This window comes from Methylorubrum podarium, assembly GCF_040270385.1.
Taxonomy (GTDB): domain Bacteria; phylum Pseudomonadota; class Alphaproteobacteria; order Rhizobiales; family Beijerinckiaceae; genus Methylobacterium; species Methylobacterium podarium.
Window position 1 is genome coordinate 31,833 of record NZ_JBELQE010000023.1, and the last position, 26,574, is coordinate 58,406.

24 protein-coding genes are annotated in these 26,574 nt (G+C 70.0%); 12 read left to right on the forward strand and 12 right to left on the reverse strand.

What is annotated here, in order from left to right:
• Positions 1 to 38 precede the first annotated feature (38 nt).
• The gene (gene gloA / locus ABS772_RS03420) at positions 39 to 479 is read left to right on the forward strand and encodes a lactoylglutathione lyase (RefSeq protein WP_238254348.1); all 441 of its coding nucleotides are present in this window, start codon (positions 39 to 41) and stop codon (positions 477 to 479) included.
• A 52-nt stretch (positions 480 to 531) separates the two neighbouring features.
• On the opposite strand, the gene ABS772_RS03425 is transcribed toward gloA, so the two are convergent.
• Positions 532 to 696: a hypothetical protein gene (locus ABS772_RS03425; protein ID WP_238254349.1), complete on the reverse strand. Its 165-nt coding sequence runs from the start codon at positions 694 to 696 to the stop codon at positions 532 to 534.
• A 100-nt stretch (positions 697 to 796) separates the two neighbouring features.
• Complete coding sequence (locus ABS772_RS03430; RefSeq protein WP_350392192.1) at positions 797 to 1,306, reverse strand: PAS domain-containing protein; 510 nt, start codon at positions 1,304 to 1,306, stop codon at positions 797 to 799.
• 680 nt (positions 1,307 to 1,986) lie between these two features.
• Here ABS772_RS03430 and ABS772_RS03435 point away from each other — a divergent pair.
• The 3 genes from ABS772_RS03435 to ABS772_RS03445 all read left to right on the forward strand — a co-directional run bounded on the left by ABS772_RS03435 (position 1,987) and on the right by ABS772_RS03445 (position 7,411).
• Entirely contained in the window at positions 1,987 to 5,679 is a 3,693-nt protein-coding gene (locus ABS772_RS03435; protein WP_350392193.1) for a PAS domain-containing protein, read from the forward strand.
• Between the two features lie 152 nt (positions 5,680 to 5,831).
• Complete coding sequence (locus tag ABS772_RS03440) at positions 5,832 to 6,911, forward strand: sensor histidine kinase (protein ID WP_350392195.1); 1,080 nt, start codon at positions 5,832 to 5,834, stop codon at positions 6,909 to 6,911.
• Between the two features lie 86 nt (positions 6,912 to 6,997).
• Complete coding sequence (locus ABS772_RS03445) at positions 6,998 to 7,411, forward strand: SufE family protein (protein ID WP_238254585.1); 414 nt, start codon at positions 6,998 to 7,000, stop codon at positions 7,409 to 7,411.
• 299 nt (positions 7,412 to 7,710) lie between these two features.
• On the opposite strand, the gene ABS772_RS03450 is transcribed toward ABS772_RS03445, so the two are convergent.
• From ABS772_RS03450 to ABS772_RS03460, 3 genes are all read right to left on the reverse strand, one after another.
• A complete protein-coding gene (locus ABS772_RS03450) occupies positions 7,711 to 8,520 on the reverse strand; it encodes a DUF6456 domain-containing protein (protein ID WP_350392197.1) in 810 nt (269 codons plus the stop codon).
• A gap of 134 nt (positions 8,521 to 8,654) precedes the next feature.
• The gene (locus ABS772_RS03455) at positions 8,655 to 8,849 is read right to left on the reverse strand and encodes a hypothetical protein (RefSeq protein WP_238254588.1); all 195 of its coding nucleotides are present in this window, start codon (positions 8,847 to 8,849) and stop codon (positions 8,655 to 8,657) included.
• A 164-nt stretch (positions 8,850 to 9,013) separates the two neighbouring features.
• Positions 9,014 to 9,451: a MucR family transcriptional regulator gene (locus tag ABS772_RS03460; protein WP_350392199.1), complete on the reverse strand. Its 438-nt coding sequence runs from the start codon at positions 9,449 to 9,451 to the stop codon at positions 9,014 to 9,016.
• Between the two features lie 424 nt (positions 9,452 to 9,875).
• On the opposite strand from ABS772_RS03460, the gene ABS772_RS03465 reads away from it, so the two are divergent.
• The 3 genes from ABS772_RS03465 (at position 9,876) to ABS772_RS03475 (ending at position 16,047) form a co-directional block, all read left to right on the forward strand.
• Positions 9,876 to 12,023: a S9 family peptidase gene (locus ABS772_RS03465; protein WP_350392201.1), complete on the forward strand. Its 2,148-nt coding sequence runs from the start codon at positions 9,876 to 9,878 to the stop codon at positions 12,021 to 12,023.
• A gap of 150 nt (positions 12,024 to 12,173) precedes the next feature.
• Entirely contained in the window at positions 12,174 to 12,569 is a 396-nt protein-coding gene (locus ABS772_RS03470) for a hypothetical protein (RefSeq protein ID WP_350392202.1), read from the forward strand.
• 118 nt (positions 12,570 to 12,687) lie between these two features.
• Positions 12,688 to 16,047 carry a tetratricopeptide repeat protein gene (locus tag ABS772_RS03475; RefSeq protein ID WP_350392203.1) on the forward strand — a complete coding sequence of 1,120 codons (3,360 nt, stop codon included), beginning with the start codon at positions 12,688 to 12,690 and terminating at the stop codon, positions 16,045 to 16,047.
• Between the two features lie 3 nt (positions 16,048 to 16,050).
• Here the strand turns inward: ABS772_RS03475 and ABS772_RS03480 are convergent, their stop codons facing one another.
• The 5 genes from ABS772_RS03480 to fabA all read right to left on the reverse strand — a co-directional run bounded on the left by ABS772_RS03480 (position 16,051) and on the right by fabA (position 20,533).
• Complete coding sequence (locus ABS772_RS03480; RefSeq protein WP_350392205.1) at positions 16,051 to 16,452, reverse strand: DoxX family protein; 402 nt, start codon at positions 16,450 to 16,452, stop codon at positions 16,051 to 16,053.
• Positions 16,453 to 16,507: 55 nt separating this feature from the next.
• Positions 16,508 to 17,269, reverse strand: a complete 762-nt coding sequence (gene fliP / locus ABS772_RS03485) for a flagellar type III secretion system pore protein FliP (RefSeq protein WP_350392206.1) — start codon at positions 17,267 to 17,269, stop codon at positions 16,508 to 16,510.
• 67 nt (positions 17,270 to 17,336) lie between these two features.
• The gene (gene fabI, locus ABS772_RS03490; protein WP_350392207.1) at positions 17,337 to 18,173 is read right to left on the reverse strand and encodes an enoyl-ACP reductase FabI; all 837 of its coding nucleotides are present in this window, start codon (positions 18,171 to 18,173) and stop codon (positions 17,337 to 17,339) included.
• A gap of 431 nt (positions 18,174 to 18,604) precedes the next feature.
• Positions 18,605 to 19,831, reverse strand: coding sequence for a beta-ketoacyl-ACP synthase I (fabB, locus tag ABS772_RS03495; protein ID WP_350392209.1), 1,227 nt, complete (start codon positions 19,829 to 19,831; stop codon positions 18,605 to 18,607).
• A gap of 162 nt (positions 19,832 to 19,993) precedes the next feature.
• Entirely contained in the window at positions 19,994 to 20,533 is a 540-nt protein-coding gene (gene fabA / locus ABS772_RS03500) for a 3-hydroxyacyl-[acyl-carrier-protein] dehydratase FabA (protein ID WP_350392211.1), read from the reverse strand.
• Between the two features lie 275 nt (positions 20,534 to 20,808).
• On the opposite strand from fabA, the gene irr reads away from it, so the two are divergent.
• On the forward strand, positions 20,809 to 21,309 hold the full coding sequence (gene irr, locus ABS772_RS03505) for a Fur family transcriptional regulator Irr (protein WP_017482654.1): 501 nt from the start codon (positions 20,809 to 20,811) through the stop codon (positions 21,307 to 21,309).
• Between the two features lie 71 nt (positions 21,310 to 21,380).
• Here the strand turns inward: irr and ABS772_RS03510 are convergent, their stop codons facing one another.
• On the reverse strand, positions 21,381 to 21,974 hold the full coding sequence (locus ABS772_RS03510) for an SH3 domain-containing protein (protein WP_373875194.1): 594 nt from the start codon (positions 21,972 to 21,974) through the stop codon (positions 21,381 to 21,383).
• 361 nt (positions 21,975 to 22,335) lie between these two features.
• Between ABS772_RS03510 and ABS772_RS03515 the strand changes: the two genes are divergently transcribed.
• A complete protein-coding gene (locus ABS772_RS03515; protein ID WP_238257031.1) occupies positions 22,336 to 23,340 on the forward strand; it encodes a 2-hydroxyacid dehydrogenase in 1,005 nt (334 codons plus the stop codon).
• 247 nt (positions 23,341 to 23,587) lie between these two features.
• On the opposite strand, the gene ABS772_RS03520 is transcribed toward ABS772_RS03515, so the two are convergent.
• Positions 23,588 to 24,601, reverse strand: coding sequence for a bifunctional riboflavin kinase/FAD synthetase (locus tag ABS772_RS03520; RefSeq protein WP_350392213.1), 1,014 nt, complete (start codon positions 24,599 to 24,601; stop codon positions 23,588 to 23,590).
• 303 nt (positions 24,602 to 24,904) lie between these two features.
• Between ABS772_RS03520 and ABS772_RS03525 the strand changes: the two genes are divergently transcribed.
• The 3 genes from ABS772_RS03525 to ABS772_RS03535 all read left to right on the forward strand — a co-directional run bounded on the left by ABS772_RS03525 (position 24,905) and on the right by ABS772_RS03535 (position 26,474).
• Positions 24,905 to 25,288, forward strand: coding sequence for a response regulator (locus ABS772_RS03525; protein ID WP_003604011.1), 384 nt, complete (start codon positions 24,905 to 24,907; stop codon positions 25,286 to 25,288).
• Positions 25,289 to 25,570: 282 nt separating this feature from the next.
• Positions 25,571 to 26,050, forward strand: a complete 480-nt coding sequence (locus ABS772_RS03530; protein ID WP_373875193.1) for a protein phosphatase CheZ — start codon at positions 25,571 to 25,573, stop codon at positions 26,048 to 26,050.
• Between the two features lie 196 nt (positions 26,051 to 26,246).
• The gene (locus ABS772_RS03535) at positions 26,247 to 26,474 is read left to right on the forward strand and encodes a hypothetical protein (RefSeq protein WP_350392216.1); all 228 of its coding nucleotides are present in this window, start codon (positions 26,247 to 26,249) and stop codon (positions 26,472 to 26,474) included.
• Positions 26,475 to 26,574 lie beyond the last annotated feature (100 nt).

Below are 26,574 nucleotides of genomic sequence, written 5' to 3' on the forward strand. Positions count from 1 at the left end.
CAGATAGCCGGCCACCCCTGTCATCATCCGGTGTGGCCATGGAATTCCTGCACACGATGGTTCGCGTCGCGGATCTCGACCGCGCGCTCGCCTTCTACGTCGACACCTTCGGCCTCAAGGAGGTGCGGCGGGTCGAGAACGAGAAGGGCCGCTTCACCCTCGTCTTCCTCGCCGCTCCGGGCGATGTCGAGCGCGCCGAGGCGACGAAATCGCCCCTGATCGAGCTGACCTACAACTGGGATCCGGAGGAGTACTCGGGCGGGCGCAACTTCGGGCACCTCGCCTACCAGGTCGACGACATCTACGCGTTCTGCCAGCGGCTGAAGGATGCCGGAGTGACCATCAACCGGCCGCCGCGCGACGGGCACATGGCCTTCGTGCGCTCGCCCGACGGGATCTCCATCGAGATCCTGCAGAAGGGCGGATCGAAGCCGCCGCAGGAGCCGTGGGCGTCCATGGAGAACACCGGATCCTGGTGAATCCGGCGGGTGGGCGCCCGGGCTCGCCGCCGCGGGCGTCCATCCGGACCGGTCAGACTTCGACCTTCGGCGTGATGCCGAGTTCGGCGAGCTTGGCGCAGACCGCGTCGACCGGCCGCTTCAGCCTCAGGCTGATGACGGAAACGGGCACGCCCTCGCGGGCCATGCTGCGCAGGCTCTGGACGGCGTCGAGGCTCCAGTTGGTCTCGACCGACATGGCTTCCTCCTGTTCTTTCAGGCCGCGGGGCGCGCCGCCGGATCATTCCGCGGAGTGCCCCGCTCCGGTGAGGTGGATCGGTGCGTCGTGACCGGCAATGTCACGCCGAACATCTGTGCATGCCCGCAAGTTGGGCAGCGCGGAGGGTCGGCCGGCCCCGCAGCGGTCTGCGGAGGGTGACGCGCAGGCTGGGCCGCTCCACCTTGAGGAGGATGTTGCAGCCGCCGACCACGGCACCCTCGCCGTCGCGCAGGGCCGTGGGGTAGGGCATGAACGCCATCCGGCTCCCGTCCGGCTGCTCGAGGCCGATCTGGATGCCGCGCGGCGCGCGGCCCTCCCTGAGGGTGACAGCCATGGGCGAGAGTTCGTGCGGCAGCGGCGTGCCGTCCGCCTCGAACAGCCGCCACGACCCGCACCAGCGGGCCTTGCCGAGCACGGGGCGGAACCCCCAGAGCTGGGCGGCGGCGTCGTTGTAGTAGGTCAGCCAGCCGTCCGAGTCGGTGGTGTAGAGAGGCGCATCGATCTGCCGGAACAGATCGGCTCGCGACGGCTCGTAATTCCAATCCGAGTCCGGAGCGTCGAAATCGTAGGCGAAATCGTTCGTATCCATCAGGCTCCCCACGACGGGCAGGCATTCGAAATGCCTGCTGCCAGCACTTCGTGCCCCCCTCTGTCATGGGTTCCTGGGGACCCTCCGACGCTTCGGCCGGCCCGATGGGTCCTTCGGAGCGGCGCCGGGGCACCACCCTCCAGATCGTCCAACCCTTGCGGGATTGTGCCTCGAAGCTTCCGGGGGCGGTCGCTCCTCGACGCCATGAACGGCCGGTTAGGCCGGACTGGGCTCTCTCGCCGGGTCTGATGCGGACAAGGGGTAGAATGCACGTCTCGCCGGATGAGGCAAGCGTCTTAATCACATTTCGTTGATGCCTCGGCGATGAAAAGCCGAGTGAACTTGTTGCAATGCGAAATAGGACTGGACGTCGTCGTCGGTCGGACGAATTTCATCTCTGCCGATGCGGAAAATTTCTCATTTGTTGTGAATCGTATCTCAGCTCCGTCTTCCGCGAACGCTTCGAAATCTGAGGCTTTTGCGGGTCGCCGAGGGTTTCCCGATCCGGTTCGCGCCGTGTGATTCTGCGGTGATCGGCGGGATGGCGCCCACGAAACCGGGGCAGCGTGGCTCGCCGTCACGGTTGCATCGGCTTAAGAGGAGGAGCCGTCCCGTCTCCTCGGAAACGCCTTGTCCCTCTCCCGTACAGATATCGGTTGCGGCCTCCGGAGCCTTGCTCGATGATTCCGCCGGCCGACGGCGCCAACGTCCCGGCCCATCTCCGCTTTCTGTTGGAAGGTGGTGAGACGGGCCGCGAGATCCTGGCTCACCCCTGGCCCGACACGCCGCTCGGACCCCTGCAGGATTGGCCGGTCTCCCTGCGCACGACGTTGGCGACGATGCTCGCCTGCCCGGCGGCGATGTTCCTCGCCTGGGGGCCCGACGGCATCTCCTTCTTCAACGACGCCTATCGGCCGATCTTCGGTGATCGGTTGCCGCGGGCGCTCGGCGCACGCTTCCGCGAGATCTGGGCCGACCTGTGGGACGATATCGGGCCGCTGGTCGATGCTGCGCTGCGGGGAGAGAGCGTGTCGCAGCATAACCTGCCGCTCGTCATGCACCGCTACGGTGTGCCCGAGCAGACCTGGTGGAGCTTCACCTACTCTCCGGTGCGCGACGATGCGGGCCGCATCAACGGCATGATCTGCGTCACGGCGGAGACCACCGCCGAGGTCCTGGCCGAGCGGGCGCGCCGCCGCAGCGACGAGCGCCTGGAGATGGCTCTCTCGGCCGGCGGCAGCATCGGCATCTGGGACTGGGACGTGGCCGCCGACCGCGTCACGGCGGATCCGCGATTCGCCGCGCTCTACGGCGTCGATCCCGCCAAGGCGGCAGCCGGGGCTCCCCTCGGCGATTTCTTCGCCGGCGTGCATGCCGACGACGTGCCGTACCTGAAATCGAGCATCGACGCGGCCCTGCGGACGGGCGGGCGATTCGATGCGGAATACCGTCTCGTCCAGCCGGATGGCGGCATCCGCTGGGTCGCCGCCCAGGGACGCTGCGCGCTCGCGGCGGACGGAACGCCGCAGAGCTTTCCCGGCGTCAGCTTCGACATCACCGAGCGCAAGCGCACCGAGCAGGCCCTGCGCGACAGCGAGGACCGCTTCCGCGGCATCACCAACTCGATCGATCAGATGATCTGGGCGACGCGGCCCGACGGATACCACGATTTCTACAATGCCCGATGGTACCAATATACCGGCGTCCCCGCCGGCTCGACCGACGGCGAGGCCTGGAACGGGATGTTCCACCCCGACGACCAGGATCGGGCCTGGGCGGAATGGCGGCGTGCCCTCGCCACGGGCGAATCCTACCAGATCGAGTATCGCCTGCGTCACCGCTCGGGCCTCTACCGCTGGGTGCTCGGCCGGGCCCAGCCGGTGCGGGACTCGGACGGGCGGATCGTGCGCTGGTTCGGCACCTGCACCGACATCCACGACCGCCGGCTGGCGGAAGACCGGCAGGCCTTCCTGCTCGGCCTCAATGATCGGTTGCGGGAGGCGGATCATCCGCACGCGGTGACGCTGGCCGCCGCCGCGGCGCTCGGCGCCCATCTCGGCGCGGCCCGGGCCGGCTACGGCGAGATCGACGAGACCGGCGAGATCGTGCGGGTCGAGCGCGATTGGACCCGCGACCCGTCGGTGACGAGCCTCGCGGGCGAGTCGCGCATCCTCGAAGGGTTCGGCCCCGCGGTGATCGCGGAACTCTGGGCCGGCCAGACCCTCGTGGTCGAGGATTGCTACGCCGACCCCCGCGCCGGGCGGACCTACGCCGTGACCTGGGACTCCATCGGTTGCCGGTCCCTCGTCGTGGTGCCGCTGCTCCGCGACGGACGGTTGCGGGCGATCCTCTACCTGCACGAGCCGAGGCCGCGCCTCTGGCGGGCGGAGGAGATCGGGCTCGTCGAGGACGTCGCCCAGCGCGTCGGGCACGCGGCCGAGCGCGCCCGTGCCGAGCAGTCCGAGCGCGCCAATGCCCGCGAGCTGCGCCTGATCACCGACTCGCTGCCGGTCCTCATTGCCTTTTTCGATGCGGACGGGCTGTGCCGCTTCGCCAACGCCGCCAGCGCCGACTGGTTCGGAACCTCCCCGGCGGAGGCGCTCGGCCAGACCCTGGCGACGCTCGTCGGTCCGCAGGCCTCCGCCGAGGCCCAGGCACGCTTCGAGACCGCCCGCGCCGGCCGCGAGGTGCGCGCGGAGCGGGCCTGGCCCCGCCGGGACGGCAGCGCCCGCATCGCCGATATCCGCTACCTGCCGCGACCGATGCCGGACGGATCCACCGACGGCGCCTACCTGTTCGTGACGGACATCTCGGACGCCAAGCGGATCGAGGCGATGCTGGAGCGCGAGGTCGGCGAGCGCACCCGCGAGCGCGACCGTCTCTGGCAGACGACCACCGACCTGATGGGAACGGCCGAGCTCGACGGCCGTCTCCGCAGCGTCAATCCGGCCTGGGAGCGTCTGCTCGGCTGGAGCGAGGGGGAGCTGCTCAAGCGGCCCTTCCTCGATTTCATCGATCCCGAGGATCATTCCGCGACCGGTGCGGTGCTGGTCCGGCTCGCCGGGAGCGAGCGGGTCACCGATTTCGTCGATCGCATCCTCACTCGGGACGGCCGCCGGCGCACGGTGATGTGGACGGCGGTGCCGGAGGGCGACTGCTTCCACATCATCGGCCGCGACATCACCGAGCAGCGCCTCGCCGAGGAGCAGTTGCGGCAGGCACAGAAGATGGAGGCGGTCGGGCAACTCACCGGGGGCATCGCCCACGACTTCAACAACCTGCTCACCGGCATCGTCGGCTCGCTCGACCTGATGCAGACCCGCATAGCCCAGGGCCGCGTCGATGCGCTGGAGCGCTACGCCGCGGCCGCCCTGTCCTCCGCCCACCGCGCCGCCTCGCTCACCCATCGCCTGCTCGCCTTCGCCCGGCGGCAGCCGCTGGAGCAGAAGCCCGTCGACATGAACGCCCTCGTCACCGGCATGGAGGACATGCTGCGCCGCTCCCTGCCCGAACAGGTGCGCCTCGAGATCGTCGCCGCGGAGGGGCTGTGGCTCACGCTCTGCGATCCGCATCAGCTCGAGAACGCGGTGCTCAACCTCGCCATCAATGCCCGCGACGCGATGCCGAACGGCGGCCGGCTGATGATCGAGACGAGCAATGCCCGGCTCGATCCCGCCGAGCTGAGCCTGCAGCCCGGGGCGCGCGACCCGGAGGCCTTCGAGGGCGCCTATGTCTGCGTCCGCGTGACCGACACCGGGCTCGGCATGCCGCCGGAGGTCGCGGCGCGGGCCTTCGAGCCGTTCTTCACGACGAAGCCGCTCGGCATGGGAACCGGTCTCGGTCTCTCGATGATCTACGGTTTCGCCCGCCAATCGGACGGGCAGGTCAGGATCAGCTCGGAGCCCGGCCGGGGAACGGCGGTGACGATCTACCTGCCCCGCCACCGCGGCGCCCTGCCGGACGAGCCGGCGCCGGCGTCTGCTCCCGAACCGATGCGCTCGCAGCGGAACGAGACCGTGCTCGTGGTCGAGGACGAGCCGGTCGTGCGCGATCTCGTGACGGAGGTGCTGCGCGATCTCGGCTACCGGACGATCGAGGCGCAGGACGGGCCGTCGGGCCTGGACATCGTGCGCTCGCGCGCCCGGGTCGATCTCCTCGTCACCGATGTCGGCCTTCCGGGCCTGAACGGCCGCCTTCTCGCCGAGCAAGCCCGCGCCCTGCGCCCCGGTCTCAAGGTGCTGTTCATGACGGGATATGCCGAGAACGCGATGTTCGGCGGCGGCCGGCTCGACCCGGACATCCAGATGATCACGAAGCCCTTTCCGGTTGAGCGGTTCGCTGAACGCATCCAGGAGATGATCGAGCATTCGTGAAGCTTGGCCGGGCTTGAGCGTGCCGCGGGGGCTTGCTTGGCCGGACGGATTTATCGAGTTGTGGACGGGCCGGAACGGGCCAACATCGCGGACGTTGACCGGCGCAGAGATGAACTTGTTTCCGGGTTGCGACGAGCGAACAGACGAGCGGAATGGGTGCTGATACGCCAGAGGGCGGCTTTTCGGGGATTGGCGGGATGGAGACCCCGTTCGACCTCGGCGATGGCTTCCGTCGGTTTGCCGACCATGTGCCGCTGATGATGTGGCGGACGGACGATTCCGGGCGCTCCAGCTATCATAACGAGTGCTGGCTCCAGTTCACGGGGCGCCTCCTGGCCGACGAGATCGGCGATGGCTGGCGCCAGGGATTGCATCCGGACGATTTCACGCGGCACGCCGAGATCGTCGCGAAAGCCTTCGAATCGCGCCTGCCGTTCACCGTCGAGTTCCGCTTGCGCCGCCACGACGGCGCCTATCGCTGGCTCCTCGATACCGGCCGTCCGCTGGAGGAGAACGGGGTCTTTCACGGCTATCTCGGCTCGTGCTTCGACATCACCGATCGCAAGAACGCCGAGGAGCATGCCGAGCACGCGCTTCTCGAGAAGGAGACGCTGCTGGCCGAGATCTATCACCGGGTGCGCAACAACCTCCAGGTGATGGTGAGCTTGATCGGCCTCTACGGCCGCGCTGCGCCGGAAGCGTGCCGCGGCAGCTTCGATGCTCTGGGTCAACGGGTGCGAGCGATCGCCCTGGTGCAGCAGCACCTCCACGAGGCGCCGCATATCGCGTCGATCGACCTGCGCGACTATCTACGCCGGCTCGCATCTGGACTCGGGCAGTTGCGCCGGGCCGGACGGATCAGCGTCGGGATCGAGGGGGAGGGGACGAGCCTCGTCGAGCCCCGCACGGCCAACGCTCTCGGCATGATCGTCGCCGAGATCGTCGCCGAATGCCTCGATGCCACGAACGAGACCGTGACCTGCGGCATCGTCATCCGCATCGATGCCGGCGTCGGGGCGCCGGTGCGTCTCGCGATCATCTCCGGCTCCGGCGAGGCGGCGGTCGAGGGGCGGGAGGGCGTGCCGAAGCTCGGCCCCCGTCTCATCGCCGCCTACGCCGCCCAGGCTGAGATCGCCGTGAGCGGCACGGCGACGGCCGCCGATCCGCTCCTGCTGCAACTGCCGGAGGCCCGGGCCTACGTGCCGCCCTCGCTGCCGCCCGCCCTGCGCTGACACGTCCGCGAGGGGGAACCCTCGCAGGCCCGGCCCGCGGTCGCTATATCCGCTTCGACCGTCCGACGCTCCTGAACGCGTGTGCCATGCTGCCCGACCTCGACACCATCATCGAGAACTTCGAACTCATCGACGACCCGCACGAGCAACTCGTCTACGTGATGGAGCTTGGCCGCGCCCTGCCGCCCATGCCGGAGGCCTGGAAATCGGAGCAGAACCTCGTCCGCGGCTGCGAGAGCCAGGTCTGGCTCGTGGTCTCGACGGACGAGGACCGCGGCGGGCTGACGATCGTGGGCGACAGCGACTCGCACCTCGTGAAGGGCTTCGTCGCGCTCATGGTCGCCCTCTATTCCGGCAAGAGCCCGGAACAGGCCGCGAAGCTGGACGGGCTCGACCTGCTCAAGCAGCTCAATTTCGGCGCGCACGTCACCTCGAAGCGCTCGAACGGCGTCCGTGCCATGGTCGAGAAGATCCAGCGCGACGCGAGCCGGGTGTCCTGATCGGTCGAGGCCGGCGGCGCGCATCGGAGCGTCGCGCGCCATACCGGAGCGTCCTCCGATAAGCCGACATCCGGCTCTCGAGGGAGACTTTGGGTCTGATACTGCTTCCCGTCATTCCGGGGCGCTGACAAGCGAACCCGGACCCGAAGGGGCGCGCCGGAGGCGTGCAATCCACGACTGGCCTGGACGCCATATTCCAGCCGCGCATCACGGGTGGATCCAGGGTACCGCTGCGCGGCCCCGGGATGACGGCGGATGGTGAAACCGAAGTGATCAACCGGAACGCGTAGGATTCACAGCTAACCGACTTCCGGCGAGCGCCAGGCGCGGCTACGCGCCCGCTCCGGCCCGGTCGCCTCGCGGGCGATGCCGTAATGCTCGGCGAGTCGCCCCAGCGCGATGCGCGCCACCACCTTGGCCGAGCGTGCGGGCCAGCGCCGCTCCGCCTCGATCCGCTCCAGGCCCTTCAGGAAGCCGCACAGGTCGATCAGCAGGCCCGACAGATCCGAGCCAACCGCCGCCAGCGCGAGATCGACCCGCTGACGCGCGGCGATGACCCGGTCGGAGGCCGAGGCCGGATCGCGCGGGCCGCCGCCATCGACCCGCGGCGCGGTCCAGTCGGCCGAGAGCTGCGGCAGCAGCTGCGCGGCGGCGAGGTCGTGGCGCAACCGCTCCCCCGCGGCGAACGCGGCCGCGTCGATCATCGGTTCTCCGTCGCGTCCGCGCCGGCGGGCCATCCAGGCGAGAGGGCTCTCGGCCGTGTCCCGCAGCCGCTCCGCGTCACCCGAGGTCTCCCGGACGACGGCGAGATGCTGCATCCGGAAGCTGTCGGGTCCGCAGGCCTCGGCGCGCCGCAGACGCGCCCGTCCGGCCGCCCCGATTACCAGCCGGTTGCGCCGCCCGTCGTCCCGGGCCGCGAGATCGGCCGCCACCAGGGTCTCGCCCGCCCGCGCGGAGAAGCGCCCCGCCCCCAGCGAGACACCCTGACCACCCCTGCGCACGATCAGCGTCTCCGGCGCGCTCGGATCGGGGAAGGCGTAGGCGCCATCGGATGCCAGCGCCGCCAGCAGGCGTTCGGCCTCTCGACCGAGGGAGCCCGCTTCGTTCATGTTTTGTTCTTTACTCATCGTGCCACCCGAACCGAACCGACGGCGGGAAGCTAAGGGAAAATCGTCCTAATACAAGTCTTGACAGCCTTCGGTGCTGCCACTGGTTGCACCGTCACGCTGGTATCGGATCCGCGTCAGGCCTGAGCCGGCTTGGTCGGCGCCTTCTTGAGGATCTCGGTGATCTCGTCCTCGGACTTGCCGCGCACCTCGTAGCCCATCCGCTCGAAGCGCTCGATCAGCTGATCGCTCTCGCAGGCGGAGCGGGCGGCCCACTCCGCCAACGCCGTATTGGTCTTGGACAGTTGTTCGTGGAGATCGTCGTCGCTCATGTCGAAGGAATGCAGCAACGCTTCCTCCGTTCCACGACAAACGTGTTGATAAGATGATTCGGTCCGTCCGATGACCGGGCCGGTCGAAGATGAGTCGGCAATCCACTGCGCCGACGCCGAGCGCGGCGCAGTGGATTCCGCCTGAGACGAGCGTCGGACCGCGATCAGGCGGCCGCGTCGTAACCCGGGCGCACCTGGCCGAGACCGATCGCCTTGGCGAGATCGGAGCGGGCCTTGGCGTAGTTCGGCGCCACCATCGGGTAGTCGGGCGACAGGCCCCACTTGGCGCGGTACTGCTCGGGAGACAGATTGTACTTGGCGCGCAGGTGCCGCTTCAGCGACTTGAAGGTCCGCCCGTCCTCCAGGCAGACGATGTAGTCGGGCTGAATCGACTTCTTGATCGGCACGGCCGGCTGCTGCGGCTCCTGCACGACGGGCTGCGGTGCGGCGACACGGCCGCTTCCGACCTGGATCAGGGCGCCGTGGATGCCGCCGATCAGGCCGGCGAGCTCGGCGGCGGGGACCGGGTTGTTGCTCACGTAGGCGGCGACGATGTCGGCCGTGAGAGCGACGTAATCGACCGACGTCTCGGGTTCGTTCATGTTCTGGGTTGTCCCTTCGCATGCATCGCGCACAATCGATCCAGCCCAACGTCCAACAGGAAGACGCGAAACGGACAGGAAAGGACCGGCTTGTGCAATCGTGCCGCTTGTTTTCGGTTTGGAGTGACGCCCCCTCAGTCACCGGTTCTGCCTAGAACATCTACTTTAGACCTGCAAGACAGAACGGGTATGCACAACTGAACGGGTTCGCCGCCTCCGGCACGTGCACAATTTGCCGTGAATGCTCCAGCTCGCGTCGCTTCGAGCGTCCGATCGGCTGCGACGGGCCGGACGACCGATCGCGGCACCGGGCGCTCGGCCGCCTTGCGGCGGGCGCCGCGGCACGGCACACCGCCTGCCAGTCCACGCGTTCCCATCAGCGTCCCAATCAGCGTCACCCACGCGTTCCGACCGGAGTTCGGCGATGACCTTCGTGCCACCCCCCTTCGCCCTGCCGCCCGCGGCGCCCGCGGCGGACGCGCGCCCGCACGCCTTCGAACTGTTCGGTCGGCGCGTCGAGGATCCCTTCTCCTGGCTCAAGGACGAGAATTGGCGCGCGGTGCTGAAGGACCCCGCGGCGCTGGCGCCGGACATCCGCGCCTATCTCGAGGCCGAGAACGCCTATGCCGAGGCGGCGCTCGGCGGCGCCGCGGACCTGCGCAAGGCCCTGGTCGCCGAGATGCGGGGGCGCATCCGCGAGGACGACGCCTCGGTGCCGGAGCCCGACGGACCCTTCGCCTACTATTCCCGCCACCGCGAGGGCGGGCAGCACCCGCTGATCTGCCGCCGCCCGCGCACCGTCCACCGCATCGCGGAGGAGCCGGAGGACGGCGAGATCGGCGAGCAGATCCTGCTCGACGGCGATCAGGAGGGCGAGGGCCTCGCCTTCTTCGAGATCGCCGGCGCCGCCCATTCCGACGACCACCGCCTCCTCGCCTGGGGCGTCGACACAAAGGGTTCGGAACTCCACACCATCCGCGTGCGCGATCTCGACACCGGCGTGGACCGGCCGGAACGGGTCGAATCGACCGCGGGCGACGCCGTCTGGAACGCGACCGGCACCGCCTTCTTCTACGTGGCGCTCGACGAGAACCACCGTCCGGCCCGCGTCATGCGCCACCGCCTCGGCACCGATCAGGCGGAGGACTCGGTCGTCTACGAGGAGGCCGATCCGGGCTTCTTCGTGCATATCGGCCGCACGCAGTCGGGCACCTACCTCACCGTCACGGCGAGCGACCACGAGACCGCGGAGGTCCACCTGCTCGACCGCGCCGACGACGAGGGAGCGCTCCGCTGCGTCGCGGTCCGCCAGGAGCGGCTGATCTACTCGGTCGAGCACTGGGGCTCGTATCTCGTCATCCTGACGAATGCCGACGGCGCGGTGGACTTCAAGGTCGTCACCTGCCCCCTCGACGCCACCGGGCGGGAGAACTGGCGTGACGCGGTGCCCTACCGGCCCGGCGTGATGATCCGGCACCTCCACGTGCTCGGCAATCACCTCGTGCGGCTCGAACTGGAGAACGCTCTGCCGCGCATCGTCGTGCGCGACATGAAAGGCGACGAGCACACCGTCTCGTTCGCCGAGGAAGCCTACTCGCTCGGCCTCCTGCCCGGCTACGAGTTCGAAACGGCACGCATCCGCTTCGTCTATTCCTCGATGACGACGCCGGCCGAGACCTACGACTACGATTGCGTCACCCGCGCCCGCATCCTGCGCAAGCGCCAGGCCGTGCCGAGCGGCCACGAGCCCGCCGACTACGTCACCCGGCGCCTGTTCGCGACGGCGCCGGACGGCGAGAGCGTGCCGATCTCGCTCCTGCACCGTCGCGGGCTCACCCTCGACGGCTCGGCGCCTCTGCTGCTCTACGGCTACGGCTCCTACGGCACGCTGATGCCGGCGGGCTTCCGCACCAACCTGCTGAGCCTCGTCGATCGCGGCTTCGTCTACGCCATCGCCCATGTCCGCGGCGGCACCGAGAAGGGCTGGAACTGGTACCTCGACGGCAAGCGCGAGAAGAAGCCCAACACCTTCACCGATTTCGTCGCCTGCGGCCGGGCGCTGATCGAGGCGGGCTATACGAGGCAGGGGCGCATCGTCGCCCATGGCGGCAGCGCGGGCGGCATGCTGATGGGGGCGGCGGCGAATCTCGCCCCGGAGCTGTTCGCCGGCATCGTCGCCGACGTGCCCTTCGTCGACGTGCTCAACACCATGCTCGACGCGGACCTGCCGCTCACCCCGCCGGAATGGCCCGAATGGGGCAATCCGGCCGAGAGCGAGGCGGCGTTCCAAACGATCCTGTCCTACTCGCCCTACGATAACATTGCCGCCAAGGCCTATCCGGCGATCCTTGCGCTCGGCGGTCTCACCGATCCGCGCGTGACCTACTGGGAGCCGGCCAAATGGGTGGCGCGGCTGCGTGCCGCCATGACCGGCGGCGGCCCGATCCTGTGCAAGATCAACATGGAGGCCGGGCACGGCGGCGCCGCCGGCCGGTTCGACCGCCTGGAGGAGGTCGGGCTGATCTACGCCTTCGCCCTGATGGCGGCCGGGCGCGCCGGGACGGCGGCCTGAGGACGTTCGAGCCCGGCCGCGACCGATCGCGCGGCCGGGCTTCGACAAAATCGGGCGGAGAGGGCAGAACAACACGCGCGTCTTTGCTATGCTGCCCCAGCAAAAATAAGATCAGAATAATAATCAAGCAGACCATTAGGGAGGAACACGATGAAGCATCTCGCGATCGCAGCCGCGATGCTGTTCGCGCTGCCGCTCGCCGCCATGGCCGAGGAGGGCGCGCCCGAGGCCGGCGCGACCGCTCCGAAGGCGCCGCAGACGGCGCAGGAGCGCAAGGAGGCGAACGCCGCCAAGCTGGCGGGGCTCGTCCGCTTCGTCGGCGAATCGTGCAAGGAGGCTCGGCCCGATTACGAGCGGTTCAAGTCGGTGGTGGCCGCCATGGGCGTCGATCTCGACGCGATCTCGAAGGGCGAGTTGCTCATGCGCAGCATGGGCTACACCGAAGCCTACCGGAAGAACGTCGATGAGAGCTGCCGCAAGGCGCAGGAGATGTTCGGCGAGAAGGGCACGGCGATCCCCGGCCTCGTCCTGCGCAAGGCCTTGTAACCGAGGCCCATTTTAAGCGCCCGTTCACCGCGCTGAGCGAGAGTGCCCGCACGAGTGGCGTTCGGCGGCACGCCTCCTTCGGAGGTTGGCCGCCGCGAACAGGCGGGCGTTTCGCGCGATGGGGGGACGGGCCGGTCAGGGAAAGCGGCTGCGTCTGGGTGGGGCTCTGCTCCGCGCCGGCCTCGCCGCCGGTCTCTGCGCCTGGATGTCGGGGGCGGAGGCGGCCCGGCTCGTCTCGGCCAAGGGCGCGCAGCCGCCGGAGGGCTACGGCCGCATCGTCCTCACCTTCGATGAACCGGTCGCCGTCAAGGCGCGGCTCTCGGGCGCGATCCTCGTGCTCAGCTTCGGCGAATCGGTGGGCGCCGGCCCCGAGCGGATCGCGGCGGGCATGCCGGATTTCGTCGCGGTGGTGCGGCGCGACCCCGACGGCTCGGCCTTGCGCCTCGCCCTGCAGCGCCCCTACCGCATCAACGTGCAGGATGCCGGCGAGCAGGTCTTCATCGACCTGCTGCCGGAGAACTGGAAGGGCTTTCTGCCGCCGCTTCCCATCGAGGTGGTGGCCGACCTCGCCCGACGGGCGGCGGCCGCCGAGGCGAGCCTGAAGGCGCGCAATCCCGCTCCGGTGCCGCGCCCGCTCACCCTCGAACTCGCCCATACCGAAGCGCGGACCCGGCTCGCGCTGCGCCTGCCGGAGGGCACCGAGGCCGCCTTCGCTCCGAACGGTGCGGGCACGCGCCTGACGCTGCCCGGTACGTGGCGCATCGACGACCTGGCGCTGCGGGGACGTCTGTCCCCGAGCATCGGCCGTGTCGCCGTCGAGACGGAGGCGGGCGAAGCGCGGATCGTCGCGAGCCCGGCCGAGGGCGTGAGCCTCGCCACCGCGCGGGACGAGGATGTCGTCACCATCGACTTCCTCCCGAAGCCGAAGCCCGCGGAGAGCCCGGCACCATCGGCCGCCGGCGCCAAAGGCGAGGCGAAGGAGGAGCCGAAGGACGCCGCGAAAACAGCGGCGGCACCGGCCGCGCAGGCCGCGGACGCGTCGGCGATGCGCCGCGCGGCGCCGGCACCCGTGTCGCGCAAGGCGGGATCGGGCCTCGTCTTTCCCTTCGCCAAACGCGTGCCCGCGGCCCTGTTCGAGCGCGGCGGCATTGCCACCCTCGTCTTCGCCACGACCGATCCCGTCGCCGTGCCGCCGCCCGGCGCCACCGGCCTCGTCGCCGTCGCGCCCCCGCGGCGCGTCGGCAGCTTCACCGTCCTTCGCTTCGCCATGCCCAAGGGACGGCTCGTGGACCTGTTGCCGGTGACCGAACCCGACGGCTGGGAATTGGTGACCGGGGACGGCCTCTCGCCGAGCGAGAGCCTGACCGCCCAGCGCATCCCGTCCGCGCAGGGCCGGCTCGGGATCACCCTGCGGCTGCCCGCGGCCGGTCCCGCCGGCTGGCTCGATCTCGACGGCGAGCGCATCGCCGTCGTCACCTCCGACGGCACGCGTCCGGCGGGGGTGGTCAAGGCGCAGCGCTTCGTCGAGTTCGAGCTGATACCGAGCCGTCTCGGCCTCGCCGTGCTCGCCAATGCCGACGACCTCATCGTCCGGCCCGACCTCGACGGCGTGACGATCGGCCGTGAGGGCGGCAAGGAGGCGGGCAAGGAAGGCCGGGAGAGCGGACTCTCGGTGTCGGGCGTCTCCCGCCCCGCCGATCCGCCCGTCGGTGCGGTCACGGAACTGGCGATCGACCGTGAAACCTGGGAGAAGGCGCAACGCGGCGACGTGCGCGCCACGCTGCGGGAGGGCCTTGCCGCCGCCGTCGAGGCGCATCGCCGCGACCGCGGCGCCGCCCGCCTCGCCCTGGCCAAGGCGATGATCGCCAACGACCTCGACGTGGAGGCGCTGGGCGCCTTGAATGCCGCCGCCGCCGAGGACGTCGTGATCGACGGCGACCGCCAGACGGTGCTGCTGCGCGGCATCCTGCTCGCCCGGATCGGACGGACCGAGGAGGCGCGCAAGCTCCTCTCGGAGGAGCGGCTCACCACCAATCCCGAAGCCCGGCTCTGGCGTGGCTACACCGACGCCCTGGCCGGCCGGTGGAGCGAGGCGGCGAGCGCCCTGCGCGCCGGCGAGTCGGTCCTGGAGCGCTACCCCGAGCCTCTCGCCTCGGTGTTCCACGCCGCCGCCGCCGAAGCCGCGGTCGAGACCGGCGATTGGGAGGCGGTCACGCGGGAATCGGTCGCCGCCAGCCGTGCCGCGACCGACTACACGCGGGATCGGCTGACCCTGCTGCGGGCGAAGATGGACGAGGCGACCGGGCGCGGCGCGGCGGCGCTGGCAGCCTACGAGACGCTTCGGAGCCAGGCACCCTGGCCGCTGGCGGCGGAGGCGACGCTGCGCGCGGCGTCCCTCGGCCACGCGCTCGGGAAGACGACCCTGCCCGATGCGATCGACCAGCTGGAGGTCCTGGCCCTGACCTGGCACGGCGGCCCGACCGAGATCGGGACGCTCGGCGCCCTCGGCGGCCTCTACGAGGAAGCCGGGCGCTGGCGCAAGATCTTCACCACCGCGCGCCGCGCCAACACCCTCAACCCGCAGGCGCCGATCGCCCGCGCCCTGCACGAGCGGGCGATGGCCGTGTTCGAGGACCTGTTCCTGGGCCCGCGCGGCGAGAAGCTCGGCGGCGTCGAGGCGCTGGCGCTGTATTTCGACTTCAAGGACTTCGCGCCCGCGGGCCGGCGGGCCGACGAGATCGTGCGGCGCCTGGCCGACCGCCTCGTCGCCCTCGACCTGCTCGATTCTGCCGACGAGCTGCTGCAGTACCAGATCGATCACCGCCTGGAGGGGGCGGCCCGCTCCTCGGTGTCGGCGCGGCTCGCCACGATCCGCCTGATGGAGGGCAAGCCGCTCGAAGCGCTCCAGACGCTCGATGCGACGCACTTGCCCGAGCTTGCCGAGGACGTGCGCCGCGCCCGCGCGCTGCTGCGCGCGCGTGCCCTGTCGGACCTGTCCCGCACCGATCTCGCCCTGGAGACCGTCGAGGGCGAGACCGGCGCCGATGCCGAGCGGCTGCGGGCCGACATCCTGTGGGCCGCCCGGCGCTGGCGCGAGGCCGGGGAGGCGCACGAGATGATCCTCGGGCCGGCCTGGCGCTCCGGAAAACCCCTCGACGACACGGCGCGGGCCGACGTGATCCGTGCCGGCATCGCCTACGGGCTCGCGGGAGAATCGCTCGGGCTCGAGCGGCTCAAGGCGAAGTTCGCCGGCCCCATGGCCGAGAGCGCGGATGCCCGCACCTTCGCCATGCTGACGCGGCCGGACGCGCCCCGCTCCGCCGCCTTCCGCGACGCGGCTCTGCGCGCCACCAAGGCGGAAACGCTCGCCGCCTTCCTCTCGGAGTACCGCAAGCGCTACCCCGACAGCGCCGTGCCGGAGCCCGGCAGCGCCGCGACGGCCAACCGCGCGGAGGCGCCGTCCCCGCCGCCGGGGTGAGGGTCAGTAGCGGCCCCGTCCGCGCTGCGCGTCGATGCTCCACGGGCCGGGGCCGGCGAAGGCGATGTAGAGGAAGATGAAGCAGAACAGGATCGCCGCGTCGCCGCCGTTCAGGGCCGGGAAGAAGCTCTTGGGCGCGTGGGCGATGAAGTAGGCGAACGCCATCTCGCCGGAGAGGATGAAGGCCACTGGTCGGCTGAACAGCCCGACCACGAGCAGCGCGCCGCCGACGAGTTCGAGCAGTCCGGCGATGCCGGACATCGACATCAGCGGAGGGTTCATCGCGCTCGGCGGGAAGCCGAGGATCTTCTGCGTGCCGTGCGCCATGAAGATCAGCGCCGAGACGATCCGCAGGATGCTCAGCATCCGCGGCGCCCATTGCGCGGTGGCGGTCGTCAGATCCATGCCTCGACTTCCTCTCGACGCGGCCGCCGCAACCTCGAATCGTGACGCCGGGGCCTCACCCTCCGTAGCTTTGAATGAGGGAGCCCGCCACCAGCGTCCACCCGTCGACCAGGACGAAGAAGATCAGCTTGAACGGCAGCGCGACGGTGGCCGGCGGCAGCATCATCATGCCCATCGCCATCAGCACCGAGGCGACGACGAGATCGATGATCAGGAAGGGGATGAAGAGGAGGAAGCCGATCTCGAAGGCGCGCCGCAGCTCCGAGATCATGAAGGCGGGGGTGACGATCTCCAGGCCGATCGCCTCGGGCCCCGCCGGAGCCGGCTGGCGGGCCATGTCGAGGAACAGCTTGAGGTCCTTCTCGCGGACGTTGCGCAGCATGAAGGTCTTGAACGGGGCGGAGGCCCGCTCGAAGGCCTGGGACTGGCTGATCTGGCCGGCGACGAGGGGCTCGACGCCGGCCCGATAGGCCTCGCGCGCCGTCGGCGCCATGACGAAGGCGGTCAGGAACAGGGCGAGGCTCACCATCACCGTGTTGGGCGGGGCGGTCTGCGTCCCGAGCGCCGAGCGCAGGATCGACAGCACCACGACGATCCGGGTGAACGAAGTCGCCATCACCAGCACGGAGGGCGCGAGCGCCAGGACCGTGATCAGCGCGACGAGCTGGAGCGCCCGCTCGGTGGTGCCGCCCGCGCCGAGATCGAGGGTGACGCTCTGCGCCCAGGCCGCGCTCGAGCCGCCCGCCAGCAGCAGGACGGCCGTGACGATCGTCAGGGCGGTGAATCGCGGCAGGCGCCGGCGGGGGGAGGGGGTCATCGCGGACCGCACCCTGCGGCGTGACGCGGTCGCGCACAAGCGACGCGACGACACGCTGCCCGCGGGATCACACGTCGTCGTCGCCGACGACGCCCGCCTCGTCCTGGGCCTGAAGCACCGCCGGGCGCGGCATCGAGATGATGTTGTAGCCCGAATCGACGAAATGGATCTCGCCGGTCACGCCGCCCGAGAGATCGGACAGCAGGTAGAGCGCGGAATTGCCGACATCGTCGAGCGTCACCGTGCGCCGCAGCGGCGCGTGCGCCTTCTGGTGGTTGTACATCAGCCGGGCATCGGCGATGCCGGCGCCGGCGAGCGTCCGCATCGGCCCCGCCGAGAGGGCGTTGACGCGGATGCCGTCGGGCCCGAGGTCGGTGGCGAGATAGCGCACCGAGGCTTCGAGCGCGGCCTTGGCCACGCCCATCACGTTGTAGTTGGGCATGACGCGGGTCGAGCCGGCATAGGTCAGCGTCAGCAGCGCGCCGCCCCGCGGCATCCGCGCGGAAGCGCGCTGGGCGATTTCGGTGAAGGAGAAGCAGGAGATCGTCATCGTCCGCGAAAAGTTCACCCGGGTCGTGACGTCGACGTAGCGGCCCTTGAGCTGCGCCTTGTCCGAGAAGCCGATGGCGTGGACGATGAAGTCGATCCCCTCGGGGAAGCGCTCGTCGAGGGCGGCGAAGGCGGCGTCGACGGTGGCGATGTCCTCCACGTCGCAGGGCAGGACGATGTCCGACCCGACGGAGGCGGCCAGCGGCGTCACCCGGCGCCCCAGAGCCTCGCCCTGATAGGTGAAGGCGAGTTCCGCTCCGTGCCGGTGCAGGGTCTTGGCGATGCCCCACGCGATCGAGTGATCGTTGGCGACCCCCATGATGAGGCCGCGCTTGCCCGCCATCAAACCCGTCATTCTCTCATCCGTACGCGTTCGGCCCGGCGCCGCGGCGCCCCGTCCGAGGCTTAGCCCGCCGGGCGAGGGCCTGTCCACGCGTCGCGCTCGCCCGCGCGTGTACGAAGGTCAGGCCCACACTCACGGCACGCACGAAAAAGCCCCGGCGCGGGTGCGGCGGGGCGCGGCGATGTGCGGAGGTGAAGAATTTCCTCAGAAGTAGCCGCGGGTCCCGGCCTGCGCGTCGTCTATCAGCGTCTGCTTGGCCCGCACCGCGACAGTCGCAGCGAAAGCGAGGCTCATCACGGTGAACAATGCGAGGGCGACGATCATGCTCTTTGCCTGCCTATCGAAGCAGGAACGCGAGGGTCATTGGTCGGTTCCGCCGATCCGTCAGAAGACGGACCGGGCTATGCTTGGCTATTGTCTCGCAGTTGCGAAGACGGCGCCGGTCACGCGTCCGGATGCTTGAGCACGAGCGTCGCGTTGGTGCCGCCGAAACCGAAGGAATTCGACATGACGTGGCCGAGCTGCACCCCGTCCCGGCGCTGACGCAGGATCGGCATGTCGGCGAAGGCCGGATCGAGCTCGTCGATATGCGCGCTCTCGCAGATGAAGCCGTTGTTCATCATCAGGAGCGCGTAGATCGCCTCCTGCACCCCGGTGGCGCCGAGGGAGTGGCCGGTCAGCGACTTGGTGGCCGAGATCGGCGGGCAGGCCTCGCCCGCGCCGAACACCTCGCGGATCGCCTCGATCTCCTTGTCGTCGCCGACGGGCGTCGAGGTAGCGTGCGGATTGATGTAGTCGATCCTGGCGCCCTTCAGGTCCTCCATGGCCTGGCGCATGCAGCGCACCGCGCCCTCGCCGGAGGGTGCGACCATGTCGTGTCCGTCCGAGGTGGCGCCGTAGCCCGCGACCTCGCCGTAGATCCGCGCGCCGCGCGCCTTGGCGTGCTCGTATTCCTCCAAGACCAGCACGCCCGCGCCGCCGGCGATGACGAAGCCGTCGCGGTTGACGTCGTAGGCGCGCGAGGCGCGGGCCGGGGTGTCGTTGTAGCGCGAGGACATGGCGCCCATGGCGTCGAACAGGACGGAGAGCGTCCAGTCGAGCTCCTCGCAGCCGCCCGCGAAGATCGTGTCCTGCCGGCCGCCGCGGATGATCTCGGCGGCGTTCCCGATGCAGTGGTTCGAGGTCGCGCAGGCCGATGAGATCGAATAATTCACGCCGCGGATCTTGAACCAAGTGGCGAGCGTGGCCGAGGCGGTCGAGGACATCGCCTTCGGCACCGCGAACGGTCCGACGCGCTTCGGCCCCTTCTCGCGGGCGATGGCCGCGGACTCGACGATGGTGCGGGTCGAGGGACCGCCCGAGCCCATGATGATGCCGGTGCGGTCGTTGGAGATCTCCCGCTCCTCGAGGCCCGCATCGCGGATCGCCTGATCCATGGCGATGTGGTTCCAGGCGGTGCCGCCGCCGTGGAAGCGCATGGCGCGGCGGTCCACGACCCCTTCCGGATCAATCGACGGCGCGCCCGCGACCTGGCTGCGGAAGCCGTGCGCGGCCTGCGCCTCGGCATGCGAGATGCCCGAGCGGGCCTCGCGCAGGGAGGCCAGAACCTCCTGGGTGTTGCTGCCGATGGACGAGACGATGCCCATCCCGGTGATGACGACACGCCGCATGATGGCTCGTGCTGCTGGCGCCGCGGCTGGTGCGGCGTTTCCTCGGGAGGTCAGTTAGGATGATGCGCGGTCAATCTCAACCGCGCTTCGTGGGGCAGCCGCCGATCCGGCCGTCGGTCCGGCGCGAAAAGTATCCTCCGGAGCGGGGGCGCGGCGCCGGTCTCAGGAGCGGAACAGGGCCACGCGGAGGTCGCTCGCCTCGTAGATGCGCCGGCCGTCGGCCTCCAGCCAGCCGTCGGCGATGCCGAGCACGAGCTTGCCCTGGCGCACCCGCTTGATGTCGATGCCGTAGACGACCTGCTTGACGCTCGGCAGGACCTGGTCCGTGAACTTCACCTCGCCCACGCCGAGTGCCCGGCCGCGGCCCGGCGCACCGAGCCAGCCGAGATGGAAGCCGACGAGCTGCCACAGTGCATCGAGCCCAAGGCAGCCGGGCATGACCGGATCATCCTTGAAGTGGCAGGGGAAGAACCAGAGGTCCGGCCGGATGTCGAACTCGGCCAGCACGTGCCCCTTGCCGTGGGCGCCGCCCTCGGCCCCGATCGACGTGATCCGGTCGAACATCAGCATCGGAGGGAGCGGAAGCTGGGCGTTGCCGGCTCCGAACAGCTCGCCGCGCCCGCAGGCCAGGAGATCCTCGTAGGAGAAGCTCGAAGCGCGCTGCGGAGAAGCGCCGTCGGAATGCTGGTCGAGAGAGGCCATGGATGACGTACGGGTCCTCAGTGACGGACGGGTCCGATGCCGGAGAGCGGACGGGGCGTGACGGAATGGGCGCCTCGTTAGCACAGCCTTCCCGCCGTCACAAAGCGCGCCGACCCGAAGTGAACGACGGTCCGATACGCGCGGAAGCGGGATGAGCCATGCGTCATCCACCTATCAAGCCTGACCTGGATCCCGGACGGGTTGCCGCAGGGCTTCATGATCCGTATAATTTGCTTGCTATACTCATTCTAAATAAGTGGGAATCGTTCCCAGCGATGTCCGATCTGATGCCTCTACAGGCCGTACTGAACGCCCGGTCCCTCTCGCCGGTCGATGGCGCCGGGCGCCGGGGCTGCCCGCTCTCGGACCTGCGCGACCGCCTGCGCCGGGCCGGCCTGCGCCCGACCCGTCAGCGCCTCTCGCTTGGCTGGCTCCTGTTCGGCCGCGGCGACCGCCACCTGACGGCGGAAATGCTCTACGACGAAGCGATGCGCGCCAAGGTGCCGGTCTCGCTGGCGACCGTCTACAACACGCTGCATCAGTTCACCGAGGCGGGCCTGCTGCGGCAGCTCGCGCTGGACGGGTCGAAGGCCTATTTCGACACGAACCCGAGCGAGCACCACCACTTCTTCCTCGAGGAGGAAGGCGAGGTTCTCGACATGCCGGAATGCGGCATCTCGGTCGATTCGCTGCCCGAGGCCCCCGAGGGCATGGAGATCGCCGGCGTCGAGGTGATCGTCCGCCTCCGCCGCCGCAAGGTGTCCGGCCGCGCCTGATTCGGCTCCGGCCGCCATCGTGACGAAGAAGGGCCCGGATCACCGGGCCCTTCTTCGTTTCCGGCTCTCGCCTATTCCACGCGCTCGTCGGGGTAGACGCCCCAAAGGCGGCTCTGGCGGATGTAGCCGTCGACGTCGCCACGCTTGTCCGGAAGCGGCACGACGAGCCGGCACCACGTGCCGGTGCAGCTCTTCACGCTGCCGATCACGCCGGGCTGCAGCCGCGCCTGTTCGGCCGACTGGTCGTCGGCGCGGGCGTTCAGCGGCACGGTGGCCTTGGTCGCGTCGGCGCGCTCGCCGGAGGGCGGGATCACCACGGCGGTGCGGCGGCCCGAGAGGAGCGAGTGCAGCACCCAGCCCTCCGTCCCCTCCGAATCGCGGATGCGCCGCCACGTCTCGAACTCGGCGACGATCTCCACCGGCAGGCCCTCGCGCTGGAACACCCACAAGGTGCGGTGGTCCTTCGAGGGGCCCTCGCGCAGGTTGACGCGGTTGGTCTTCAGGCTGGCGTAGCGCGGAACCGGCAGCTTCGTCACCGGCCCCTTGCCGACCTCCGACGGAGGCGGCGGCGCGGCCTCGGCCGTCAGGGGCGCCAGAAGGGCGAACAGGGCTGCGAGCAGCGCGAGGCGGGTCGGATTCATGGGCGGATTGAGGGGCGGGTTCATCGAGGGAAGCTCAGGCGGGCGCATCGTGCCTCGTCTCCGATCCGTGGCTCCAAAGTCGTTCTCGCGGTGACGTTTCCGCACGAGGCCGGCGGATGCCGGGACCACCTGCGGCAAACGTCGGCGGGCGGGTGCCCGATCGATCGGCCGTTCGGCACTCATCCATCAGGGGCGGGGCCGCATTGTGTTCGCCGACCTCTCTGCTAGAGAGGCCGAACGTCCTGCGGCAGGCCGGTTCGTCCGGTCCGCCTCCGCTCCATCTGACCGCGCCATGGTTAAGGGAGCGTAAGCCGGGCCTCCGCGGCAGAGCGGGGAGGCGGTCGGCGCAGGCCGGGAACGCGGGGCGGCGTCGTCGGGAGGAAACATGTCGTCGTTGAAGCGCAAGCCGCTGGTGGTCGTCACCCGGCGTCTGCCGGACGCGGTCGAGACGCGCATGCGCGAGTTGTTCGATACACGCCTCAACCACGATGACGCGCCGCTGTCGCAGGAGGCGCTCGCCGCCGCGATCCGCGAGGCCGACGTGCTCGTGCCGACCGTGACCGACGAGATCGGGGCCGGACTGCTCGCCCAGGCCGGGCCGAACCTGCGGCTCATCGCCAATTTCGGCAACGGCGTCGATCACATCGACGTCGCGGCGGCCCTGGAGCGCGGCATCACGGTCACCAACACGCCGGGCGTGCTGACCGAGGACACCGCCGACATGACCATGGCGCTGATCCTGGCGGTGGCCCGCCGGATCGCGGAGGGCGCCCGCATCATTCCCGACGACGACTGGACGACCGGCTGGTCGCCGACCTGGATGCTCGGCCGACGCATCACGGGCAAGCGCCTCGGCATCGTCGGCATGGGCCGCATCGGCCAGGCGCTCGCCCGCCGGGCGCGGGCGTTCGGCCTGTCGATCCACTATCACAACCGCCGCCGGGTGCCGACGCATATCGAGGAATCCCTCGACGCGACCTACTGGGAATCCCTCGACCAGATGCTGGCGCGGGTGGACATCGTGTCGGTCAACTGCCCGCACACCCCCGCGACCTATCACCTGCTCTCGGCCCGCCGCCTCAAGCTGCTCAAGCCCGAGGCGATCGTCGTCAACACCGCCCGCGGTGAGGTGATCGACGAGAACGCGCTGGCGCGGCTGATCGAGGGCGGCGAGATCTCGGCGGCCGGCCTCGACGTGTTCGAGCAGGAGCCGGCGGTGAGCCCGCGCCTCGTGCGGCTCGCCCGTACCGGCAAGGTGGTGCTGCTGCCGCATATGGGCTCGGCGACCCACGAGAGCCGGACCGACATGGGCGAGAAGGTCATCATCAACATCAAGACCTTCATGGACGGCCACCGGCCGCCGGATCGGATCCTTCCGAGCATGCTCTGAGGCGTGCTCGACGGACTTGTTCCGGCGTCTCTCCCCGTCCTCATGCTGAGGCGCTGCGCCCGCAGCCTCGAAGCAGGCCTCGACGCTCCTCCCGAGCGGGCGGCGCCGTCGGATCGATCGTTCGGGCGTGCTTCGAGGCCCGCGACGCGGGCGCCTCAGCATGAGGAGCGATGGGCTTGCCGGAGTGGCCGGAGCGATCGCGTGGAGGGTCGGCGCGCTTCGAAACGTCGTCGCCGTCCCGGCCTACTCAGTCCAGCATCGACGGCACGCGGTCGGCCCGGATCGCCGCACGGGCCCGCGCCGAATCCACGTCCATCTGCGCGACCAGCGCCTCGGCGCTCGTAAACTTCTCCTCGCCGCGCAGGTACGAGAGAAGCTCGACGGCGACTTCCTGCCCGTACAGGTCGCCCGCGAAGTCGAACAGGTGCACTTCGAGGAGCGGCGCCCCGTCGTCGAAGGTCGGGCGGCGGCCGTAGCTCGCCACGCCGTCGTACAGGCGGCCGTCGGCGAGGCGCACGCGCACCGCGTAGATGCCGTGGGCGAGCCCGCAGGAGTCGAGGGCGAGGTTGGCGGTGGGGTAGCCCAGCGTGCGCCCGCGCTTGTCGCCGTGGCGCACCTGGGCCAGCACGAACCAGCGATAGCCGAGAAGGTCGTTGGCGCGCGCCACGTCGCCGGAGGCGAGGGCGGCGCGGATCGCGCTCGACGAGATCGGCGCGTCGCCGGGATCGGCCGAGACTGCGGGCACGATCCGGCAGGAGAGGCCGGCCGCCGCGCAGAGATCGGCGAGCATGCCCGGCGAGCCCTCGCGTCCGCGGCCGAAATGGAAATCGTGGCCGATCACCACGCCGGACAGGCCGAGTTCGTCGCGCAGCCAGCCCTCCACGAAGTCCCGCGCGCCGGTGCCGGCGAGCCGTGCATCGAAGCGGCGGACGATCAGCCCGTCGAGCCCGAGCCGCGCGAACACGATCTCCTTGGCCCGCGGTCCGGTGAGCCGGAACATCGGCTGGTCGGGCGCGAAGAAGGCGCGCGGATGCGGCTCGAAGGTCAGCACGGCGGCGGGGTGCGACCCGGCCTCGGCGCGCACGGTCTCGATCAGCGTCCTGTGGCCGCGATGCACGCCGTCGAAATTTCCGAGCGCGGCGACGGCACCCGCGAGGGCCGGCGGCACCGGATCGTCCTCACGGCAGACCGTGAAGGGCGTCGGGGAGGAGGGGAGGCCGGTCCCGGCGGGCGGCACGGCGTTCTCGTCGCCTGAGGGCATCGGCTCCTGCGATCGGATGTCTTGCGGGTGTCGAGGGCGTGTCGAGGAGGGAGAGGACCGACGGAGAGCGCCGGCGCGTCCGTGATCGTGCGGCCCGGCTCGCGGGGCCGGAGACTTGGCGAAATCAGTCTCCCCGGTCAAGCGAGTCGGGCGGGGCGCCGGATTAACCGCTTCGCAATCCGGGCCGCCTATTGTTCGAGGGACGGAAGGCAGCTCCGCTCGCACGCGTCGATGCGACGTTGATCGCTCGAGAGGGCCGCGCGCCGCCAGCAACGATCAGGGTACACACGGAGCAGACGTCAAATGGCCCTCGACCTCAGCATGCCGATCCTGGTGGTCGACGACTACCAGACCATGGTGCGCATCATCCGCAACCTCCTCAAGCAGCTCGGCTTCGAGGACGTGGATGACGCCTCCGATGGCACCGCCGCCCTCGCGCGCCTGAAGGGCCGCAAGTACGGCCTCGTCATCTCCGACTGGAACATGGAGCCGATGACCGGCTACGAGCTTCTGCGCCATGTCCGCGCCGACGAGGGCCTGCGCACCACGCCGTTCATCATGGTCACCGCCGAGTCGAAGACCGAGAACGTCATCGCCGCCAAGAAGGCCGGCGTGAACAACTACATCGTCAAGCCGTTCAACGCCGCGACCCTCAAGTCGAAGATCGAGGCGGTCTGCGGGGCCTGATCGCTCGGACCGCCGACGGAGTCTCTTCTCGCGAGGAGCCGAAGAGCCGGCGGGCCAGAGTGGTGCGACGACGTGGCGAGCGCCGATCCCGAACGCCTTGCGGTCGGGTCCGGCGCCGGAGGAACGGCCGCACCAGCGCACGGCCGACCTCGCACGCGTCGAATCAGAACGTCGCGAGAGATCACCCGAAAGATCGGCCCCAAAAGATCGGCTAAGAGTTCGACCATGGGAATGACGCTAACGGCACGCGACGGCCGGTCGCACAATTCGAGTCCTTCGGCGATGGTGAAAGAACTCCTCGACATCGCCGAGTACATCGCCAGCCTGCGGGACGCGATCGCCCTGCTTCGCGCCAACGAGCTGACCCGCGACCGTCTGCCGATGGTCCACGAGGAGCTGAGCGAGGTGGTGGCGGCGACCGCCGGCGCGACCAACTCGATCATGAACACGGCCGAGGCCATCCTCGCCCTGCCCGAGGGCAAGGGCTACCGCGATGCGGTCGAGGCGAAGATCTACGACATCTTCGAAGCCTGCACCTTCCAGGACATCACCGGCCAGCGCATCGCCAAGGTGGCGGAGGCGATGAGCCAGCTCGAAGGCCGGCTCGCCCGCTTCAGCGCCGCCGTGAAGGCCCGCGACGCGGCCGGCATCGACGAGATGGAGGCCGACCGCCGACAGCGCAACGAGTCGCTGCTGCTCAACGGCCCGCAGATGGGCGGTCCGGCGACGGCGCAGGACGCGATCGACGCGCTGTTCGCCTAGATTTCGCTGCGGCGAGCGCCCGGACCGGGCGACCGACGCCGCGCGAGGCCTGCCCGCGGCTGCCGGAAGAGGACGGACATCGTCCAGTCCTTACGGCCAAGCTGCCTTGATCCGACCATCGGGCGTGCAAAAACCTGTCACGGTCGTCCCGGAAGAAGGACGCGGGATCCGCAATCGGACTCGCAGGGGCTGGACCATGGCGAACCTCGATCTGCCGCCGGATCGCGCATCCGGTGACGCCCTCGACCGCGCCCGCGCGCAGGGGCAGCTGCATCACTCCATCGCGACGACGCTTCTCGTGATCGCCGCCGCCCGGGCCGAGCGGGAGGCGCCGCCGGTCTCCGCGGCGCGCCAGCGCCTCGCCCAGGTCTACGGTGCCACGCGGCTGCGCAAGCGGCTGGAGCGCGACGCCGCGCGCGGCTGACCGCGCCCCAGAGGTACGCTGTCGTCACCCAGCCCTACGCAAAAAATCCCGGAAGGGGCGGCGCTGCGGCGGAGGGCTCGGCGGCGGATCGGGGGAGGGG

Excerpts from the sequence above, each read along its gene's own strand:
- ABS772_RS03530 (WP_373875193.1), top strand. The coding sequence starts at position 25,571 with ATGGTGAAAGAACTCCTCGACATCGCCGAGTACATCGCCAGCCTGCGG.
- ABS772_RS03475 (WP_350392203.1), top strand. The coding sequence starts at position 12,688 with ATGGGGGGACGGGCCGGTCAGGGAAAGCGGCTGCGTCTGGGTGGGGCT.
- ABS772_RS03470 (WP_350392202.1), top strand. The coding sequence starts at position 12,174 with ATGAAGCATCTCGCGATCGCAGCCGCGATGCTGTTCGCGCTGCCGCTC.
- ABS772_RS03510 (WP_373875194.1), bottom strand. The coding sequence starts at position 21,974 with ATGAACCCGCCCCTCAATCCGCCCATGAATCCGACCCGCCTCGCGCTG.
- ABS772_RS03435 (WP_350392193.1), top strand. The coding sequence starts at position 1,987 with ATGATTCCGCCGGCCGACGGCGCCAACGTCCCGGCCCATCTCCGCTTT.
- ABS772_RS03525 (WP_003604011.1), top strand. The coding sequence starts at position 24,905 with ATGGCCCTCGACCTCAGCATGCCGATCCTGGTGGTCGACGACTACCAG.
- ABS772_RS03480 (WP_350392205.1), bottom strand. The coding sequence starts at position 16,452 with ATGGATCTGACGACCGCCACCGCGCAATGGGCGCCGCGGATGCTGAGC.
- ABS772_RS03455 (WP_238254588.1), bottom strand. The coding sequence starts at position 8,849 with ATGAGCGACGACGATCTCCACGAACAACTGTCCAAGACCAATACGGCG.
- ABS772_RS03440 (WP_350392195.1), top strand. The coding sequence starts at position 5,832 with ATGGGTGCTGATACGCCAGAGGGCGGCTTTTCGGGGATTGGCGGGATG.
- ABS772_RS03445 (WP_238254585.1), top strand. The coding sequence starts at position 6,998 with ATGCTGCCCGACCTCGACACCATCATCGAGAACTTCGAACTCATCGAC.
- ABS772_RS03535 (WP_350392216.1), top strand. The coding sequence starts at position 26,247 with ATGGCGAACCTCGATCTGCCGCCGGATCGCGCATCCGGTGACGCCCTC.
- ABS772_RS03515 (WP_238257031.1), top strand. The coding sequence starts at position 22,336 with ATGTCGTCGTTGAAGCGCAAGCCGCTGGTGGTCGTCACCCGGCGTCTG.
- gloA (WP_238254348.1), top strand. The coding sequence starts at position 39 with ATGGAATTCCTGCACACGATGGTTCGCGTCGCGGATCTCGACCGCGCG.
- ABS772_RS03460 (WP_350392199.1), bottom strand. The coding sequence starts at position 9,451 with ATGAACGAACCCGAGACGTCGGTCGATTACGTCGCTCTCACGGCCGAC.
- irr (WP_017482654.1), top strand. The coding sequence starts at position 20,809 with ATGTCCGATCTGATGCCTCTACAGGCCGTACTGAACGCCCGGTCCCTC.
- ABS772_RS03425 (WP_238254349.1), bottom strand. The coding sequence starts at position 696 with ATGTCGGTCGAGACCAACTGGAGCCTCGACGCCGTCCAGAGCCTGCGC.
- ABS772_RS03450 (WP_350392197.1), bottom strand. The coding sequence starts at position 8,520 with ATGAACGAAGCGGGCTCCCTCGGTCGAGAGGCCGAACGCCTGCTGGCG.
- ABS772_RS03465 (WP_350392201.1), top strand. The coding sequence starts at position 9,876 with ATGACCTTCGTGCCACCCCCCTTCGCCCTGCCGCCCGCGGCGCCCGCG.
- ABS772_RS03520 (WP_350392213.1), bottom strand. The coding sequence starts at position 24,601 with ATGCCCTCAGGCGACGAGAACGCCGTGCCGCCCGCCGGGACCGGCCTC.
- fabB (WP_350392209.1), bottom strand. The coding sequence starts at position 19,831 with ATGCGGCGTGTCGTCATCACCGGGATGGGCATCGTCTCGTCCATCGGC.
- ABS772_RS03430 (WP_350392192.1), bottom strand. The coding sequence starts at position 1,306 with ATGGATACGAACGATTTCGCCTACGATTTCGACGCTCCGGACTCGGAT.
- fabI (WP_350392207.1), bottom strand. The coding sequence starts at position 18,173 with ATGACGGGTTTGATGGCGGGCAAGCGCGGCCTCATCATGGGGGTCGCC.
- fabA (WP_350392211.1), bottom strand. The coding sequence starts at position 20,533 with ATGGCCTCTCTCGACCAGCATTCCGACGGCGCTTCTCCGCAGCGCGCT.
- fliP (WP_350392206.1), bottom strand. The coding sequence starts at position 17,269 with ATGACCCCCTCCCCCCGCCGGCGCCTGCCGCGATTCACCGCCCTGACG.